The 17,941-nt window shown below is 61.2% G+C and carries 16 protein-coding genes; 11 read left to right on the forward strand and 5 right to left on the reverse strand.

Annotation, left to right across the window (positions count from 1 at the left end; translation table 11 throughout):
* Positions 1–45: 45 nt before the first annotated feature.
* Positions 46–1,341 (forward strand): asparagine--tRNA ligase, encoded by a 1,296-nt coding sequence (gene asnS, locus J3481_RS00375; RefSeq protein WP_206882416.1) that lies wholly within the window; start codon positions 46–48, stop codon positions 1,339–1,341.
* A 20-nt stretch (positions 1,342–1,361) separates the two neighbouring features.
* Positions 1,362–2,117, forward strand: coding sequence for a DnaD domain-containing protein (locus J3481_RS00380; RefSeq protein WP_206830449.1), 756 nt, complete (start codon positions 1,362–1,364; stop codon positions 2,115–2,117).
* A gap of 48 nt (positions 2,118–2,165) precedes the next feature.
* On the opposite strand, the gene J3481_RS00385 is transcribed toward J3481_RS00380, so the two are convergent.
* Positions 2,166–3,317, reverse strand: coding sequence for a D-alanine--D-alanine ligase (locus J3481_RS00385; RefSeq protein ID WP_206830450.1), 1,152 nt, complete (start codon positions 3,315–3,317; stop codon positions 2,166–2,168).
* A gap of 49 nt (positions 3,318–3,366) precedes the next feature.
* Between J3481_RS00385 and J3481_RS00390 the strand changes: the two genes are divergently transcribed.
* Both J3481_RS00390 and J3481_RS00395 read left to right on the forward strand, forming a co-directional pair.
* On the forward strand, positions 3,367–4,734 hold the full coding sequence (locus J3481_RS00390) for a UDP-N-acetylmuramoyl-tripeptide--D-alanyl-D-alanine ligase (protein WP_206830451.1): 1,368 nt from the start codon (positions 3,367–3,369) through the stop codon (positions 4,732–4,734).
* 600 nt (positions 4,735–5,334) lie between these two features.
* Positions 5,335–6,291 carry an alpha/beta hydrolase family protein gene (locus J3481_RS00395; RefSeq protein WP_206830452.1) on the forward strand — a complete coding sequence of 319 codons (957 nt, stop codon included), beginning with the start codon at positions 5,335–5,337 and terminating at the stop codon, positions 6,289–6,291.
* 7 nt (positions 6,292–6,298) lie between these two features.
* Here J3481_RS00395 and csaA read toward each other — a convergent pair whose 3' ends face one another.
* Positions 6,299–6,628, reverse strand: coding sequence for a chaperone CsaA (gene csaA / locus J3481_RS00400; protein ID WP_206830453.1), 330 nt, complete (start codon positions 6,626–6,628; stop codon positions 6,299–6,301).
* A 143-nt stretch (positions 6,629–6,771) separates the two neighbouring features.
* Here csaA and J3481_RS00405 point away from each other — a divergent pair, with 143 nt between their 5' ends.
* The gene (locus J3481_RS00405) at positions 6,772–8,040 is read left to right on the forward strand and encodes an NRAMP family divalent metal transporter (RefSeq protein WP_236010921.1); all 1,269 of its coding nucleotides are present in this window, start codon (positions 6,772–6,774) and stop codon (positions 8,038–8,040) included.
* A gap of 28 nt (positions 8,041–8,068) precedes the next feature.
* On the opposite strand, the gene J3481_RS00410 is transcribed toward J3481_RS00405, so the two are convergent.
* Positions 8,069–9,334 (reverse strand): FAD-dependent oxidoreductase, encoded by a 1,266-nt coding sequence (locus tag J3481_RS00410; RefSeq protein ID WP_206830455.1) that lies wholly within the window; start codon positions 9,332–9,334, stop codon positions 8,069–8,071.
* A gap of 142 nt (positions 9,335–9,476) precedes the next feature.
* Between J3481_RS00410 and J3481_RS00415 the strand changes: the two genes are divergently transcribed.
* Positions 9,477–10,025, forward strand: coding sequence for a DUF84 family protein (locus J3481_RS00415; RefSeq protein WP_206830456.1), 549 nt, complete (start codon positions 9,477–9,479; stop codon positions 10,023–10,025).
* A gap of 59 nt (positions 10,026–10,084) precedes the next feature.
* Here J3481_RS00415 and glnA read toward each other — a convergent pair whose 3' ends face one another.
* A complete protein-coding gene (glnA, locus tag J3481_RS00420; protein WP_206830457.1) occupies positions 10,085–11,506 on the reverse strand; it encodes a type I glutamate--ammonia ligase in 1,422 nt (473 codons plus the stop codon).
* A gap of 270 nt (positions 11,507–11,776) precedes the next feature.
* On the opposite strand from glnA, the gene J3481_RS00425 reads away from it, so the two are divergent.
* The 3 genes from J3481_RS00425 to J3481_RS00435 all read left to right on the forward strand — a co-directional run bounded on the left by J3481_RS00425 (position 11,777) and on the right by J3481_RS00435 (position 14,668).
* Positions 11,777–12,529 carry a phosphocholine cytidylyltransferase family protein gene (locus J3481_RS00425; RefSeq protein ID WP_206830458.1) on the forward strand — a complete coding sequence of 251 codons (753 nt, stop codon included), beginning with the start codon at positions 11,777–11,779 and terminating at the stop codon, positions 12,527–12,529.
* The gene (locus tag J3481_RS00430) at positions 12,522–13,232 is read left to right on the forward strand and encodes a CDP-alcohol phosphatidyltransferase family protein (protein WP_206830459.1); all 711 of its coding nucleotides are present in this window, start codon (positions 12,522–12,524) and stop codon (positions 13,230–13,232) included. The genes J3481_RS00425 and J3481_RS00430 overlap by 8 nt, the downstream gene beginning before the upstream one ends.
* Positions 13,233–13,480: 248 nt before the next feature.
* Positions 13,481–14,668, forward strand: coding sequence for a 4-hydroxybenzoate 3-monooxygenase (locus J3481_RS00435; protein ID WP_206830460.1), 1,188 nt, complete (start codon positions 13,481–13,483; stop codon positions 14,666–14,668).
* Here the strand turns inward: J3481_RS00435 and J3481_RS00440 are convergent.
* On the reverse strand, positions 14,635–15,462 hold the full coding sequence (locus tag J3481_RS00440) for an IclR family transcriptional regulator (protein WP_206830461.1): 828 nt from the start codon (positions 15,460–15,462) through the stop codon (positions 14,635–14,637). The genes J3481_RS00435 and J3481_RS00440 overlap by 34 nt on opposite strands.
* Before the next feature lie 177 nt (positions 15,463–15,639).
* On the opposite strand from J3481_RS00440, the gene J3481_RS00445 reads away from it, so the two are divergent.
* Together J3481_RS00445 and J3481_RS00450 are read left to right on the forward strand one after the other, a co-directional pair.
* Positions 15,640–16,449, forward strand: a complete 810-nt coding sequence (locus J3481_RS00445; RefSeq protein ID WP_206830462.1) for a DODA-type extradiol aromatic ring-opening family dioxygenase — start codon at positions 15,640–15,642, stop codon at positions 16,447–16,449.
* 43 nt (positions 16,450–16,492) lie between these two features.
* Complete coding sequence (locus tag J3481_RS00450; protein WP_206830463.1) at positions 16,493–17,929, forward strand: aldehyde dehydrogenase; 1,437 nt, start codon at positions 16,493–16,495, stop codon at positions 17,927–17,929.
* The last annotated feature ends 12 nt before the right edge of the window (positions 17,930–17,941 follow it).

The following is a 17,941-nucleotide window of genomic DNA, read 5'->3' on the forward strand; positions in this document are numbered from 1 at the left end:
TAATCGGTGCGTATCGCGTTGGCTTTGTGCATGGGGGGACAAGGCGTGGCTCAGTGGACCACGATTCGCCAACTCGCCGATCACGTCGGTCAAGACGTGCGTCTGCGCGGATGGCTGTACAACAAACGATCCAGCGGTAAGATTCATTTTCTACAAGTTCGCGACGGGACAGGCCTGGTTCAATGCGTGGTCGTCAAGTCGAATGTGTCGGATGAGACGTTCGCGCTCAGCGATTCGCTCACTCAGGAATCGTCGCTCGTGGTGGAGGGAACGGTTCGCGCGGACGCACGGGCGCCGGGCGGATATGAGATCGACGTCCGTCACATCGAACTTCTCCAGCGCGCACATGAGTATCCCATCGCGCTGAAGGAGCACGGCATCGACTTTTTGCTCGATCATCGGCATCTGTGGATCCGCGTGCCGCGGCAGCGGGCGATTCTCCGGATTCGCGCCGAGATCGAGCGCGCGATTGGTGAGTTCCTCGACAACGCCGGGTTCACGCGGGTGGACGCGCCGATTCTCACGCCGGCGTCGTGCGAGGATACGACGGAACTGTTCGAGACGCGCTACTTTGACGATACGGCGTACCTGACCCAAAGCGGCCAGCTGTACATGGAGGCCGCGGCAATGGCGCTCGGCAAGGTGTACTGCTTCGGACCCTGTTTTCGAGCAGAGAAGTCAAAAACCCGGCGCCACTTGATCGAATTTTGGATGGTGGAGCCTGAAATGGCGTTCGTCGAACACGAGGAAAACCTGCGCGTGCAGGAAGCGCTGGTCGAGCACGTGGTTCAGCGCGTGGTGGAGCGCTGCGCGCCGGAGCTTGAGCTGTTGGGCCGAGATATCCATCGGCTCGAGCGCGTCCGAGCCCCGTTCGCGCGCATCTCCTACGACGACGCCATTCGCTGGCTTGGCGATCACGGCTTCGACATCGCGTGGGGAGACGACTTCGGCGCTCCACACGAAACCGCGCTTGCGGAGCAATTCGAAACGCCGGTCTTCATCGAGCGCTATCCCACCAAGCTCAAGGCGTTTTACATGCAGCCCGATCCGGAGCGGCCCGAGGTGGTGCTCTGCGCGGACATGCTCGCGCCCGAGGGATATGGCGAGATCATCGGCGGCAGCCAGCGCATCCACGACTACGACCTGCTGAAGGCCCGCTTCGAAGAGCACCGGTTGCCGGAGGAGACGTACGGCTGGTATCTGGACCTACGGCGCTACGGTTCCGTGCCGCACTCCGGCTTCGGCCTTGGTCTGGAAAGGACGATTGCATGGATCTGTGGGCTCGATCACGTCCGGGAAGCGATTCTGTTTCCGCGCATGCTCTATCGAATGTCGCCATGACCCCAAGGGGAGGCGAGCGAATGGAACCTTCCGGGCGGCAAGCTGGCAACAGCGACTACCTCAGCGCTCCGTTTGTCGCCGTGCCATCCGATCTTCTGCGGCGGTTTGCCCAACTCGGTCTGCATCCGCATGAACTTGTGGTCCTGTTGCAAATCCTGGCGAGCGGGCAGACGGAAGGGACCACCGAGCTGTCGCCGTACGAGCTTGGCGAGCGCTGCGGCATGTCGAGCAAAGAGGTCATGGCCTGTGTGGAACGCCTCGTCACCGAGGGGTTTCTCGCCATCGGCGAGCGCTATGACGACCAGGGAGCGCACGTCACCTATTTCGACCTGCAGCCGCTCTGGGACAAGCTGAAAGGCCGTCAGCGCATGATGCAGCCGCAGCCGGCCGAGAAGGACCTCGTGAGCCTGTTCGAAGAGGAGTTCGGCCGCCCGCTCTCGTCGCTCGAATGCGACCAGCTGCGGGCCTGGTTGGGCGAGCACGGCTATCCGGAGTGGCTCGTGATCGAGGCCTTGAAAGAAAGCGTCCTGGCCAACAAGTACAGTTTTCGATACATCGATCGCGTCCTGTACACGTGGCAGAAGAGCAACGTCCGCTCGCGCCAGGATCTCGAGGCCTATCGAGCGCAGTACCGCGAACGGCAGGCCCAAATGCGCAACGAGGCCCAGGCGGCCCAGAACAAGGCGAAATCGCGCCCTGCGGCATCGCGCAGCTCCACCCGAGAACCGGTGCGCGACGAACGATACGCCAATTTCTACGAACTCTTTCCCGATTGAAAAGAGCGCGGCTGGACTTCCAGCCGCGCTCTTTTAGGTCTTGCTCTTTTAGGTCTTATCGTAGGATCGCAACAGCTGGCTGCGCTCCGCGTGCCGCTCCAGCGCCAGTTCAATCAGTCGATCCAGCAGCTTGTCGTACGCCAGTCCGGACGCTTCCCACAGCTTGGGATACATGCTGAACCGGGTGAATCCGGGCATGGTGTTGATCTCGTTGACCAGGACGCGGCCGGTTCCGCGTTCGACGAAAAAGTCCACGCGCGCCAGCCCTGAACCATCGATGGCCTGAAATGCCCGAATGGCATACGACTCCACCGCCTGTCGCTCCTCCGGGGACAGATCCGCCGGGATACGCAGTTCCGCGCCGCCCTCCTGATACTTCGCCTCGTAATCGTAAAATTCGCGCTTCGGGACGATCTCGCCCGCGACCGAGGCGATGGGATGGTCATTGCCGAGAATTCCGATCTCGACCTCTCGAGCGTCGATGGCTTCTTCCACAATCACGCGCCTGTCATAAGACAGGGCAAGGTGGATGGCCGCGACGAGATCGCGCTGGTTGCGAGCCTTGGAGATGCCCACGCTCGACCCGAGGTTGGCGGGCTTCACGAAGCACGGATAGCCCAGTTGATCTTCGATCTCCCGCACGATGCGAGCTTCGTCGTGCGCAAAGACAGCGCGCGTGAAGCCTACCCAACGCGCCTGGGGAATTCCGGCCGCGGAAAAGATCTGCTTCATCGCGATTTTATCCATCCCCACCGCCGACGCGAGCACACCGGCCCCCACATAGGGGACGCCGACCATCTCAAGCAGTCCTTGAATCGTTCCATCTTCGCCGAACGTCCCGTGCAGGACCGGAAAGACCACGTCGATCTCGTTCAAGAGCGCGGGAGGAAGCGAATCGGCGGACCGCTTCACATCCACAGGCGATAAGCCCTGGATCTCGGGGTTGATAAACCGCTTGGACGAAGCCGGCGAACTCGCGGCGCTCTTCGCCGGAAACGCGGCTGGCTGTTTGGCTTCGAGCGCCTTCCACGCGCCTTTGCCCACGTGCCAGCGCCCGTCCTTCGAAATGCCGATGGGAATCGTGGTATAGTGGAGAGGATCAAGCGCATCCATGATGGACTTGGCCGACTGCAGGGAGACCTCGTGTTCACCGGACTTTCCGCCAAAGATCACGCCGACCCTCAGCTTTCGATTTGGCACAGATACACATCTCCTTTTCCAAAACGTGCGTAGAGGGGAAAGAACCCAGATGACACCGATGTCGTTTGCGAACTTCGTGAAAGTCGTGGGTGGCATCCCTGTCGCCCAACAGCCCCCTGACGTCCGCGTGACGGGCGTGGCCATCGACCATCGGCAGGTTCAGCCGGGCGATGCCTTCGTCGCGTTTGTGGGGCAGCGAGTCGACGGGCACCAGTTTGTCGACGAAGCGTTTCGCCGCGGAGCCAGTGTAGCCGTCGTGACGAAGGACGTCAAGACAGCGCTCGGGCCCTGCGTCCGCGTTCCCAACGCCCTGGAGGCTGTGCAGTCCCTTGCACGCTGGGAGCGGAATCAATTCGATGGTCCCGTGATCGGCATCACGGGATCGAACGGGAAGACGACGACCAAGGAGATGGTCGCCGCCGTCCTCAGCGCACTCGGCCCCTGCGTGTACACTTCGGCGAACCAGAACAACGAATTGGGCTTACCTCTCACCATTCTACAGCGGGACACCTCCCATCGTGCCATGGTTCTCGAGATGGGCATGCGCGGATTGGGGCAAATTGCGGAACTTTGCGCCATTGCGCGGCCCACCGTAGGCGTCATCACACACATTGGCTACAATCACATCGAACTGCTCGGAAGCCAGGAAAACATTGCCCTGGCCAAGACCGAACTGATCGCGAGTTTGCCGGATGACGGGATCGCCGTCTTGAACGGGGACGATCCTTGGCTTCGCCGGATGTCCCACCGCACGAACGCGAGGATCGTATGGTATGGAATGACCGAGGCGTGCGACATCCGCGCGCTGTCCGTCGACTGGTCGCAGGAAGGCATGGCGTTCGACGTCCATACCCCGCATGGTCCTGCCAGAATGAGAATTCGCCTGCTGGGTCAACACAACGTGATGAACGCGCTTGCCGCCGTCGCAGTGGGACATGTGCTGGGCCTTACGCTCGAGGCCATCGCCGAAGGGCTGAGCCGCGTCGAAGCGCAGCGCGGTCGCCTGCGCCTGATGTCCGCGCGGGATGTGACGGTGATTGACGACGCGTACAACGCAAGTCCTTCGTCCGTCGCGGCGAGCCTCGAGGTGCTTCAGCGCATTGCGCGGCCTCCGCATCGGGTGGCGGTGCTCGGGGACATGCTCGAATTGGGCGACATGGAGGCCGAGGCGCATCGGGAAGCGGGGAGGCAAGCGGCGTCCGTTGGCGTCGATCGCCTTTTCTGCGTGGGCGAACGAGCCGTCGAATTGGCACAAAGCGCAAAAGAAGCGGGGCTTGGCCACGTGCGTCACTTCCGAACGGTGGACGAACTGATTCCAGAACTCGAAGCGCATCTCTCGCCTGGAGACGTGGTGTTGATCAAAGCGTCGCGCGCGATGCAACTGGATCGCGTGGTGGATGCCCTTTTGAACAGGTAACGAAAGGGCGGGCTCGTCTCGCCCTCCATCCACGGAGCATTACGAGATTTTTACACGAATTTGCTTACCTTCGTCTGTATTTTTCGAGTAGAATAGAAGTGTCGCATCTTTGAGCACGACACCGCGGGGACTCAATCGGTCGCATCGGAATCTCGGCTAGGCGGCGAAAGGGGAATGCCACGTGGTCACTTGTCCGATCTGCAACGAACTGTTGCAGGAACTGACGTCTGTGCACTGCTTGACGCGCCACGGCATGACGAAGGAGAGCGTGATTGAACAATATGGAAAGCCCAAACGGCTCTTCCTCACGTTTGCTTCCAATCATGCCATCCAAACGCCGACCATAAGTCCGCGGGACTTTTTGAATTCTCAGCTGTTGACCGATCGGCTTCTGTCCAAAACACGAAAGTTTCATGTATAGATGAGTTCGTCGCGGGATGGAGTCGCAGCGGAAGGCGGGCGCGCGGAGCGTGCCCGCCTTTGTTTGAGCCCGTCGAATTGTGGCAACAAATATACGGAGATCCTTGGCGAACGATCCGGCCTGCGGGCGGGACGGGTATGGTATACTGCAGGCGTCAGAGAAGGGAGGAGGCCAAGCGAATGCGATCGCCGTCATTTTGGAAGCGACTCTTCGCGTTCACGGCCGCATCTGCGATGCTTGTCGTGCCCTTCCGCTTTCTGACGGTCAATGCCGTCGTTCGTGTGCCGGTCTCCAAGCCATCGGCATCCGTCTCGGCCATTTCGGATGTCACGGACGGGATCTATGACGGCGTTCTGATGAAGATGACCGATTTATCTTACGTCAACTTGGCAGACGAAGTCGGTCAGTCCTTCGACGAGATCGAGCAGGCGTCCTTGTCCGAAAAGGGACCGGACGCCCTGTTAGAGGAGATCCGCCGCGTGAACCGCATGGACTGGCACGAGCCGTATGATGAGGCCGTGGGGCAGTTCTTTTCTGACTTGCGGGGATGGCGCGTGCTGGCCGTCGACAACGAGGAAGCCGAGGCGGGATTTTACGCGGTCGCTTATGCAAAGGGCGCAGACGTCGTCATTTCTTACCGCGGTACGACCAACAACGTGATGGATCTCGTGGCGGACGCGGGGATCTATTTGAGCGTTCCGAACGTGATTGACCAGCTCAAGCCCGCAAAATCGTTCTTTGAAGCGGCCTGTGCCAAAGCTTTGCAAACCGCAAACGCGAAAGAGGTGCACGTCATCCTCACGGGACATTCGATGGGGGGCTGGCTCGCACAGTCCGTGTATCTCGAGGAGCGCAAGGTCGCCGGCCCGTGGGACATTTCCGGCGTGGTCGTGTTTAATTCCATCGGCACGGGATTTCAGCCCATGGCGCACGAGACTGTGCCTGTGAAGGACTACCATTTCGACGGCGACGTGTTCAGCCGCTTCGGCACTTCCCTCGGCGAAGTCATTGACGTGCCGAATCCGAATCCGGACGCCTCTGTGTATGACAAGCACCAAATGTACGAGTTTTACCACTACTTCTATCCCTACGCCGAAGGGACTTCCTCGTGGAACGGCCGAGGGGAGCGAGCCTGACGCCCGCTCATCCAATCGGGGTGCCGTTTTGCACAGGCGCGTCGGGCCCGATCAGGACCACGTCGCCTTCTTCGGGCAACCCCCCGAGCACCAGCACCTCAGACGAAAATCCAGCGATCCGGCGAGGCGGAAAATTGGTCACGGCTACGACTTGCCGGCCCAGGAGATCTTCGGGCCGATATCGCCGCGTGATTTGCGCGCTCGACGAGCGCACCCCGAGTGGACCAAAGTCGATCCACAGTTTGATGGCTGGTTTGCGCGCTTCCGGAAACGGTTCCGCCCGGACGACCGTACCAATCCGTATGTCGAGTTTCTGAAAATCCTCGATCTGCGCCACGTACAACGCACCTCCGCAAATGTTGACCATTGCAATCAGGTTTTCAATTCGGTTAGACTCACAATAGGAATGAGATTGGGCAAACTCCGTCCATCCCGTATGATACCGGCGGCGAGATGGCGTTTGCAACGAGAGGAATGGACATGAACGCGATGGGACAGACGGACGTGATGCAGGCGGAGGCGCGCCGAACGGCGCGCGGTTTTGTGTGGCGGCTGTTGGCGACCTTGGGGCCTGGCGTGATCGTCATGTTGGCCAATACGGACGCGGGTTGTATCATCACGGCCGCGCAGTCGGGGGCGCTGTGGGGCTACGCGATGGTTCTGCCCCAGTTGGTCCTGATTCCGATTGTGTATCTTGTACAGGAGATCACGGTGCGCCTCGGGCTGGTGACTGGGCGAGGCCACGGCGAACTGATTCGCCAGCACTTTGGCCGCGGCTGGGGGTGGATCTCCGTTTCCACACTGTTTTTATCCGCAATCGGCGCGCTCGTCACGGAATTCGCGGGCATCGCCGGTGTGGGCGAGTTGTTTGGCATCTCGCCGTACTACACGGTGTCGACAGCCACGGTCTTGCTGATTGCTCTCGCGCTGACGGGCAGTTACAAGCGCGTGGAGCGCGTCGGGATCGCGATGGGGCTGTTTGAGTTGGCGCTTGTGCCAGGCGCGTTGCTGGCCCATCCGTCGTGGCAGCAGTTGTTGCGCGGCCTGGCGACGGTGCCATTGAATCATCCCAGTTACGTGTACCTGCTTGCCGCGAACGTCGGCGCCGTGATCATGCCGTGGATGATCTTTTACCAGCAGTCTGCCGTGGTCGACCGCAAGTTGACCTTGCGCGATCTTCGTTTTGCGCGATGGGACACCTTCCTCGGATCCATCCTCACGCAGGTCATCATGATCGCGGTGGTGGTCATGATCGCGGCGACGGTGGGACGCACGCGCCCGAACACCGCGCTTGAGACGGTCGGCGACATCGCGCAGGGGTTGACGCCGTTTCTCGGCGCCACGGCCGCGAAGATCATCTTCGGCCTCGGCATGCTCGGCGCAAGCTTCGTGGCGGCGCTCGTGGTTTCGCTCGCGGGCGCGTGGGGCATCGGCGAGGTCACGGGCATTCGCCACAGCCTGAACACGCGGTGGAAGGACGCGAAGGTTTTCTACACGGTCTACAGCTTGGCGCACATCGGTGGGGCACTGCTCGTGTTCAGCGGGCTGAACCTGATCAACCTCTCGGTGGACACGGAAGTCATGAACTCCCTGCTGTTGCCCATTGTGCTCGGCTTTCTCCTGATGCTGGAGCGACGAGCCCTGCCGCCGGAATATCGCATGCGCGGGGCGTATCGCTGGCTGGTCACGGGATTGTCGCTCATCGTCATGGGGTTTGGCGTGTACATGGGCCTGCAGCTCGTCATCTGACGGCGCAGGCCCGTGCCTGTTTTCTGGATTAGAGAATGGCGCCCTGACGGCGCAACTCGGCGCGCACCGATGCCGCCGCAGGCGGGTCGCCAAAGCACGCCTGCAAGGCCGCAGCGACGCCCGCAGCGTGGCCCGTCGCGAGGGCCGTCCCCATGACGCGGGCAGACGCGAAGGCCGTCGGATCGCAGTCGATCACGCGCCCCGCGCACCACAGGTTGGCGCGGTCCCGGGCTTTGAGCGATCGCAGCGGGATTTCGTAGTAGGCGCGATCGCGAATGTGTTGATAGCGCGGAGGTTCGCCCGGCTGATGGACCTCGACCGGCCACCCCCCTCGGGCGATGGCGTCTTGAAATCGCGCGGCATTCAACACTTCTTCTCCGGTCAATCTGTACTCCCCGTCGATGTGGCGCGTCTCGCGCACCCCGATACTCGGGCCAGTCGCCACAAGATACGCGTCCTTGAACCCTGGAACGTGTTGCCGGAACGCCTCGAGATAAGCCCACGCCTGGCGGCGCGCCGACATCTCCGCCCGAGTGAGGCTTTCGCTGTCGAGTCCGTTGACCGCCTCGTCCGCGAACAGGGCGAGCACGTTCTGCGATCCCGGCAGTCGCACGACCATGCCCCTGTCCTTGGTGAGCACGGTGTCGCCCTGGCGCTTGGCCTGCCACACGGCCGCCGTGAACTGATGCCGGTGAAGCTGCACGTCCGGGGAGACGCCGCCGAACTGCATGACGAGCGTCCCGGCCTGCACGCGGCCTTCTTCATCCCCGTACCGCACGCCGTTTCCGCTCATGAAGGCGAGATCGGCTTCTCCGCTGGCGTCGACGAACGCGGCGCCCTCCACGGAAAACACCCCACCGTGGTGAAAGCAGTGGATGGCCCGAATGCGATCGCGCTCGACATCGCAGCCAATCACCGTCGTGTGCAGGCGCGCATCGACGCCTGCCTCAAGAATCAGTTGATCCAGCGCAAATTTTGTCCCTTCAGCGTCCAGAGGGACGATCACGTTCCCCGATCCGGGATTGCGAAGGGGACCGTAGTATTTTCCGATCTCGTCCAGTTTCTCAAGAAGCCGCTGACCCACGCCGCCGACGACCTGCTCAAGTGGCTCTCGCTGCGCGAATAAACCGCAGATGGTCAGCACCGAGGCATGTGTGGCAGCTCCGCCAAAGTACGGGTTTCGCTCCACGATGAGCGTTTTCGCGCCGAGATTGGCAGCGCCGACCGCGGCAGCGACGCCGGCGGTGCCGCCTCCGACGACCACCACGTCGTATCGCAAACTCTCCTGGCTCACCTTTCAACCTCCTGGCCCTGTCCACAACGCATGTCTATCATACAACAACGTCCTAGTCGCGAATATGGGAGATTCGGTCGCACCTTGTCGATCGCGGCGCGCAAAACGTCTACAATGAGGGCGGGCAGGTGACGAGTGGAAGATGAGGAACGATGCGACCCTTCGAGTGGCACTTGGATCGCGCAATCGCGCGAAGCGGCTGGCCGTGGAGCGCGCCCTTTCCGCGTTTGGCATTTCCTATGATATCGAGAGCGTGGAGGTGCCGTCCGGCGTCCGTGCACAGCCTCTGTCGGACCTGGAGACAAGACAAGGGGCCATCGAGCGTGCGCGGCGCGCGCGCCTTCACACGGGCGCTCATCTCGGCATTGGACTGGAGGGCGGTGTCGAAGAGACCGAACACGGAATGTTGCTCGTGAATTGGGCGGCGGTGACGCACGGAGACGGGGAGATCGCGATAGGCGGCGGGTTGCGAATGATGCTGCCGGACGAGATCGCCGAAGGCATTCGGGCAGGAAGGGAGTTGGGCGACGTCATGGACGCGTGGGCGGGGAGAACCGGGCTGCGGCATGGGGACGGAGCCATCGGCGTTCTGACCGGCGGCCGCATCACGCGAGCCGACATGTTTCGGGACGCGCTCATCTGCGCGCTTTCGGCCGTTCTGCGCGGCGAATGCCGCCCATGCGATCCCTGAGTACGAGTCATACAAGGCAAGAGGCCGCGCACCCGATGGGAGCGCGGCCTCGTCGAAGCTCACAGATCGAAGTACAGCGAGAATTCGTAGGGATGCGGGCGCAGGTGCAACGGCGCGAGCTCGTTGTTGCGCTTGAAGTCGATCCAGTTGCGGATGAAGTCCTTCGTGAACACGCCGCCTTCGAGCAAGAACTCGTGGTCCTCGTCGAGCGCGTCCAGCACCTCACCGAGCGATCCGGGAACGCTCTTGATTTGCGCCTTTTCTTCGGCGCTCAGCTCGTAAATGTTCTTGTTGATGGGGCCAAACCCGAGTTCGGTCGGGTCGAGCTTGCGGCGGATGCCATCCAAGCCCGCCATGAGCATAGCCGCGAACGCGAGATACGGGTTCGCCGTGCAGTCGGGCGTGCGGAACTCAATGCGCGCCGTCTTTGGCGACACGACTGCCACCGGCACACGGATAGCCGCGCTGCGGTTGCCGCGCGAAAAGACCAGATTGACCGGCGCTTCGTAGCCAGGCACCAACCGCTTGTACGAATTCGTGCTCGGATTGGAAAACGCCAGAATGGCCGGTGCGTGGTACAGAATGCCCGCGATGTACTGCAGCGCTAGCTCGCTCAGGTTGGCGTAGCCGCCCTCGCGGTAAAACAGGGGCTCGTCGCCGTTGAACAGGCTCTGATGCACGTGCATGCCCGAACCGTTATCCCCGAAGATCGGCTTCGGCATGAAGGTCGCCGTCTTGCCATGGCGGCGGGCGACGTTCCGCACGATGTACTTGTACGTCATCACCGTGTCCGCGGTGCGGGTGAGGGTGCCGAAACGGAAGTTGATCTCCGCTTGGCCCGCTGTGGCCACCTCATGGTGATGCCGCTCGACGCGGATGCCTGCCTTCATCAGTTCCAGCACCATCTCGGTGCGGATGTCCTGTTGGGTATCGGTCGGCGCGACTGGAAAATAGCCACTCTTATTCTTCACATGGTAGCCGAGGTTTTTTACACCCGTACCGGTGTTCCAGACCGCTTCTTCCGAGTCGATGGCGTAGAAGGCACCGCTCTGGGTGGAGTCGAACCGGACGTCGTCGAAGATGAAGAACTCCAGTTCCGGCCCAAAATAAGCGGTCGTCGCAATGCCCGTCGACTTGAGGTATTGCTCCGCCTTCTCGGCGATATATCGCGGGTCTCGCTCATAGCGATTGCCGCTCGGCTCGTATACGTTGCACGTGACGGCGAGTGTCGGAACTTCCGTAAACGGATCCAGAAACGCCGTTTCCAGGACTGGACGCATCACCATATCGCTCTCTTCGATGCCCCGAAAACCCGGAACGCTGGAGCCGTCGAATGCGACGCCCTTTTCCAAGACCTCTTCGTCGATCTCGGCGGCAGGCACCGTCACGTGGTGCTGGCGCCCCGGGACGTCCACGATGCGAAAATCAACCATCTGAACTTCGTGTTGCTTCATCAATTCGAGAATATCGCGCGGCGTCAAGTTCGATTCCTCCCACTGTGCAGCGCTGAACTGCGCTCATTATAGGAGTGGTATCCAGCCAACGTCAATGCTTTATGTCAGGATATCTAACATAACGCGCGAATTTGTCACACGCCGTCGCGGGAGGACGGATGGCACCGATCATCGTCGATTTTGAGGTTTTTTTGAGATTGAGCAAAGTATAGTCGTATATCGGGCTCATTTTTGGTTTACCATTCTTGCAACCGTGGACAAGCACGTTGTCGCCGCGGGTTATGGGGGAATTCCGAGATGAAACCGACCGCAATCATCCTGGCGGCTGGTGTGTCGCGCCGCATGCGCCCGCTGACCGACGATCGTCCCAAGTGCCTGTTGCCCGTCGGGCCAAAAGCGGTCCTCGACTGGCAGTTTGAGGCGCTCGCCAAAAACGACGTGCGGGACGTCATCATGGTCGTGGGCTACCGCAAAGAGATGATTCACGATTACGTCCAGACTCATTATCCGTCGTTCCACGTCCGGTTTATCGAAAATCCCGCGTACGACTCGACCAATACGCTGTTCTCGCTCAGCCACGCGCTGCGCGAATGGCGCGGCGATTTCTTCTATATGAACGCAGACGTGGTCTACGACGCGCGCATTCTGGAGCGCCTCGCGCCCGGAAAAGAGGGCGGGTACCTCGCCGTGGACAAAAAGCAATGCCGCGACGAAGAGGTGAAGGTCGAGGTCCGTTCGGGCCAGATTGTAGCGATTGGAAAACATTTGGATCCCGCCGTCTGCGATGGCGAATTCATTGGCGTGGCGAAATTCGCAGGTCAGTTTGCCGAACGGTTTCGCCAAGAGGTGCTGGATTTGGCGACGCCGGGCAACGAGATGCAGTTTTTCGAGTTTGCGCTGGACCATCTCAAGGACAAATCAGGGCTCGTCGCGATCGACGTGACGGGGCTTCCTTGTGTTGAAATTGACTTTCCTGAGGACTATCAGTACGCGCTGGAAAGCGTGGTGCCTCGACTGCTCGCCGCACAAGGGGCGGAGCGGGATGTCTGAGCTTCAGCGGATTGACGCCTGCGCGAAGCGCCCAATCGACATCTGGACCAACTATCTGTTTTACCCACTGTCGATTCGGTTGGTGTATCTGCTTCGCAACACGCCGGTTACGCCGAACCAAATCACGCTGTTTTCATTGTTTTTATGTCTACTCGGGTGCGTCGGGTTTTCGACCGGAATCCGCGGCGACGTCGTCGCCGGGCTCGTGCTGGTCGAGGTCTCATACGTATTCGACTGCGCGGACGGGCAGTTGGCGCGGTACCGCCAGCAGTTTTCCGCCATCGGCGGTTGGCTGGATCAAGTGGCGGATCGCATCAAAGAGTTTGCCATCTACTTCAGCCTGGCCTACGGTTACACCCGCTGGCATCCGGAAGCGGTGGGCGTCTGGGAGTGGGCCGTCACCGCGCTGTTTGCCCTGTACCTTCTTGAGTATTATGGGCAAATTCGGTTCAAGCCTCGTGCCGTCGCGTCGGCAAACGCCCAAGCGAGCGAGGGGCATGAAGGCTTTCGACGCGCGCAGCGATGGAGAAGCCTGGTGCCCTTTCGCGGCTTCATCATCGGCGAGCAATACTTTGCGCTGCTCGTCTTTGTGGCGTGCAACGCGGTCGTGGCCTTGTTTCATTTTGTCGCCATCGTGGGGCTCGCCATGTGCGTGTATCGGCCGGCCGTCCAACTGTACAAGTGGTCCAAGGGCCTGTCGTGACGCCTTTCCGGCGCGGGGAGGGGGTTCCTTCCCGCGCCTTTTCATGTCCGAATCTCGACAAGAATGCGAAACACAGAGAGACGGATGGGTGAGATCCAGACCCTCCGTTTCGGGTTAGGATGGGGAAGACGGGTCTCCCGCCATTCCGCATATCGGAACATTGGCCTAGGGCGGACGCGCGCCTCGCGCTAGACTGGTTTTGGAAGCTTCCGTTGCAAAACAATTTTTGGAACGCGAGGTGGCGGTCGATGCGCACACAGGTAGGCATCGTGGGAGCCGGCCCAGCAGGCCTGATGCTCGCGCTGCTTTTGGCCGAACGGGGAGTTGAGTCGGTCGTCCTCGAGTCGAGATCGCGCCAGGCCATTGAGCAGACGATTCGAGCGGGCGTGCTGGAGCAGGGCACGGCCGATCTCATGCGCGAGCTCGGCGTTCATCACCGCATGGAGCAGCTCGGCGAGGCGCACGAGGGCATCGAGTTCCGGTTTCGAAAGCGCGGGAGGCGGATCCCGCTCAAAGAGCTGACCGGTAAGTGTGTCACGCTGTATGCGCAGCACGAGGTGATCAAGGATTTGGTCGCGGCGCGCCTGCGGCAAGGCGGCGAGATCCTGTTTTCGGTTCAAGACGTGTCGCTCGAGGATATCGACACGCAACGTCCGCGGATTCGTTTTCGGCGAGATCCGGGGGCTCCGCTTGAAGTTCTGGAATGCGATTTCATCGCGGGGTGTGACGGATTTCACGGCCCGAGTCGGGCGGCCATTCCTGAAAGCGCTCGCCAAGAGTATGTGAAAACGTATCCCATGGGGTGGCTCGGCATTTTGGTGGAAGCGCCGCCCTCGAGCCGAGAACTGATCTACTGCAACAGCGACCGCGGATTCGCTCTGGTCAGCACGCGATCCCCGGAGATCCAACGAATGTATCTGCAGGTGGACGCGGAAGACGACATCCGCAACTGGTCGGACGATAGGATCTGGGAGGAACTGCTGCTTCGGCTGGCGACAGAGGACGGATGGGCCCCCGTCGAAGGCCCCATCCTGCAAAAGTCCATCGTGCAGATGCGCAGCTTTGTCTGTTCTCCCATGCAATATGGGCGCCTGTACCTGGCGGGAGACGCGGCCCATATCGTTCCTCCCACGGGCGCCAAGGGGCTGAATCTCGCCGTGTCCGACGCTCGGGTGCTGGCGGAAGCGATTGCGCGCCATTATCGGGACGGATCGGACGACCTGTTGCGCAGGTACTCGGCCATCTGCTTGCGGCGCGTGTGGAAGGCGGAACGGTTCTCGTATTTCATGACCCAGATGTTGCATCGATTCTCCGATCATTCGCCGTTCGAACGCGAGATTCAGTTGGCCGAACTCGACTATATCACCTCTTCTCCGCATGGGCTCGCCACCGTGGCCGAGAATTACGTCGGGCTGCCCATCGAGTGGGACACCTGAAGAAACGGGCGCGATCGCGGCCTTTCATAGTAGCCGAGCCGATTGGAAATTTCCTTGCTGATGGACATCAGGGTTCGGGCCAACGACTTCATCTTTTCGTCCGTGAACCGAGCTGCAGGTCCCACGGCCGTGACTGCGCCGATCACGCGCCGCGTGTAATCGCGAACCGGCGCCGCAACGCTGTTCACGCCGGGCCGCAGTTCGCCGACGCTCGTCGCGTACCCTGCCTCCCGGATTTGGGCGAGGGCCGCGCGGAGCCGATTCGGATCCGTGATGGTGTTCGGCGTGAACGGCTGAAGTCCGCGCCGAATGACCTCTTCCACCATGGATTCGTCCTGGTACGCGAGGATGACCTTTCCGGAGCTCGTGCAGTACAGCGGATTGCGGCGCCCGACGTGGGTGGCAATTTGCACGGGATGCTTGCACTCCAGTTTACTTACGTACACCGTGCAGAAGTCTTCCAGCACCGCAAGGTGAACGGTTTCGTCGAAGCGGTGCACGAATTCCTCAAGGAGGTGTTGGCCTTCCCGGCAGATCTCGAGGTTGGACATGATGATGCCGCCGAGGCTCAACACCGAAAGGCCCAATCGATATCGGTGGGTTTCTTCGTCCCGATGGACGAACCCTTCTTCGGTGAGGGTCGCCATGATCCGGTGGACAGTGCTCTTGGACAGTCCCAGCTTGCGCGAAATTTCGGTAATGCCCAGTTCCGGCTCGTCTTGCGAGAAGCATCGCAGCGCCTGCAGCGCGTGGCGAAGCGAAGAAAGCGTACGCGCATCCGATTGCCTTGGCACGGTCCAACCCTCCCACGTGGAGATGAAAGCGCTTCTAGGAATGGTGTAACACGTTCCGCATAGAGAAACAAGAGCGTATAGCGAGCGTTTTCAGCGTGATACGATGGGAACAGACGGAGCGAACCCTCCGCCGCGTTGGGTGATCGCGAGAACTGTAAAATTCGGGGAGGGATTGACGTGAGCCTGGAATTGGCAATGATCACGCCGCACACGCCGAGGATCTGCCACCGGGATCGCGTTCCGGAATTTCAGAAGCCCATGGTCGAAGCCATGCTGAAATGCGCGGACGTGATCGACGAGATTCGGCCCGACGTGGTGGTGATCATCTCGTGCCACTGGATGTCGAGCTTCATGCATTACGTCGACATCACGCCTCGTCACAAGGGAATCTTGACGGCGGTGGAGTGCCCGGACCTGATCAGCGACGTGCCCTATGATCATCCGGGTCATCCAGAACTGGGCAAACGCCTGGTGGAGGCTGGAAAGAAGGAGGGGCTGCAGGTCGTCGCGGTGGACGATCCGACGTATGTGTGGGATTACGGCACGGTCGTGCCGCTGCGCTATCTGCTGAAGCGGCCGACGCCCGTCGTGGCCCTGTCGGTGTGTTGGGCCGCTTCGCTCGAGGAGTCGATGCGGTGGGGTGAAGTCATGGGGGACGTCTTTCTCGAGTCGCCCGAACGCGTTGTGTTTTTGGCGAGCGGCGCGCTTGCGCACAACCTGGGCCGAGGACCGGATAAATGGCCGAACATCACAGAACAAGCGCTGGATCGCGAATTTTGTCAATATCTCGTCAAAGGAGACAAGGAGTCGGCGGTCAGCATGCTGCCGTCGTACGTGCGCGCGGCGGGCGTCGAGTCCGGCGGGCGCCACGTGGCGGTCCTGCTCGGCGTTCTGCGAAAGCAGTTCCAAGGAGAGCTGCACGGATACGGGCCCTCGTCCGGTTCGGGCAATCCCGTGCTGACGATTCGGTATCGCGACGCCAGTTGAATCGCGTCCAATACGCATGCATGACGACAAGTGAGGGATGAGCATGGAGCGAGTGCTGCATTTTATCGACGGCGAGTTTGTGCCGTCTGAAGACGGCCGCACCTTTGACAACATCAACCCCGCGACGGGCGAGCGGATTGGAACCGTGGCCGAGGGAGGACGGGCCGAGATCGACCGGGCGGTGCGGGCCGCGCGGCGGGCATTTCGCACCTGGAGCCGCACGACGGCGCAAGAACGCGCCGCGATTCTCCACCGCATTGCCCAGTTGATTGAGGAAAACCTGGAGGAACTCGCGCTTCTCGAGACGACGGACACGGGCAAGCCGCTGTCGCTCGCCAAAAGCCTGGACATTCCGAGATCGGCCTACAATTTCCGCTTCTTTGCCGACTTCGTGAAAGGGCTGTCGACGGAGACGTTCGAAATGGAAGGTGTGGCGCTCAACTACGCGTTGAGGCGCCCCGTGGGCGTGGCGGGTCTCATTTCGCCGTGGAACTTGCCTCTGTTTCTGCTGACCTGGAAGGTCGCGCCGTGCCTCGCCGCAGGCAATACGTGCGTCATCAAGCCGGCCGAACTGACGCCGATGACGGCCACTCGGCTGGCGGAGATCTGCAAGCAGGCCGGCGTGCCGGACGGCGTGGTGAATGTCGTACACGGCTTTGGACCCGATGCGGCTGGGCAATTTCTGACGGAGCACGAAGACGTGGACCTGATTTCGCTCACGGGTGAGACGACGACGGGCAAGGCGGTGATGCGCTCTGCGGCGAGCACGCTGAAGAGGCTGTCGTTTGAGCTCGGAGGCAAGAACCCGAACATCGTCTTCGCGGATTGCGACTTTGACGACGCCATCGCGACGACCGTCCGCTCGAGCTTTGTCAACCAGGGTGAGGTGTGTCTCTGCGGATCGCGCATCTACGTCGAGCGCCCGCTCTACGACCGTTTTGTGGAGGCGCTCGTGGATCGCGCGAAGAAGTTGAAGGTCGGCGATCCGCTCGATCCTGCGACGGACGTCGGCAGCCTGATCTCGGAAGAGCACCTGGAGCGCGTCGACGGGTTTGTGCGCCGCGCCATCGAACAGGGTGGGCGCGTCTTGACCGGCGGCAGGCGGCCGGAACATCTGAAGCGGGGCGCCTTCTACGAGCCGACCGTGATCGTCGACGTGGACGAGACCTGCGAAATCACGCGGCAGGAGGTGTTCGGTCCCGTCGTCACCGTGCAGCCGTTCGACACGGAGGAAGAGGTGATTCGCCTCGCCAACGACACGCACTACGGCCTCTCCGCCACCGTGTGGACGTCGAACCTGAAGCGGGCGCACCGAGTGGCCGGCGAACTCGAGGCAGGTGTGATTTGGATCAACACGTGGTTCCTGCGCGACTTGAGGACCCCGTTCGGCGGCATGAAGCAGAGCGGCATCGGCCGGGAAGGCGGCGTGCACAGCTTTGAGTTTTTCACCGAGCTGAAAAACGTGTGCATCAAGTTGTGATCGGAGTGGATG

Source organism: Alicyclobacillus fructus, from assembly GCF_017329605.1.
In the GTDB taxonomy this organism is placed as follows: Bacteria; Bacillota; Bacilli; order Alicyclobacillales; family Alicyclobacillaceae; genus Alicyclobacillus; species Alicyclobacillus fructus.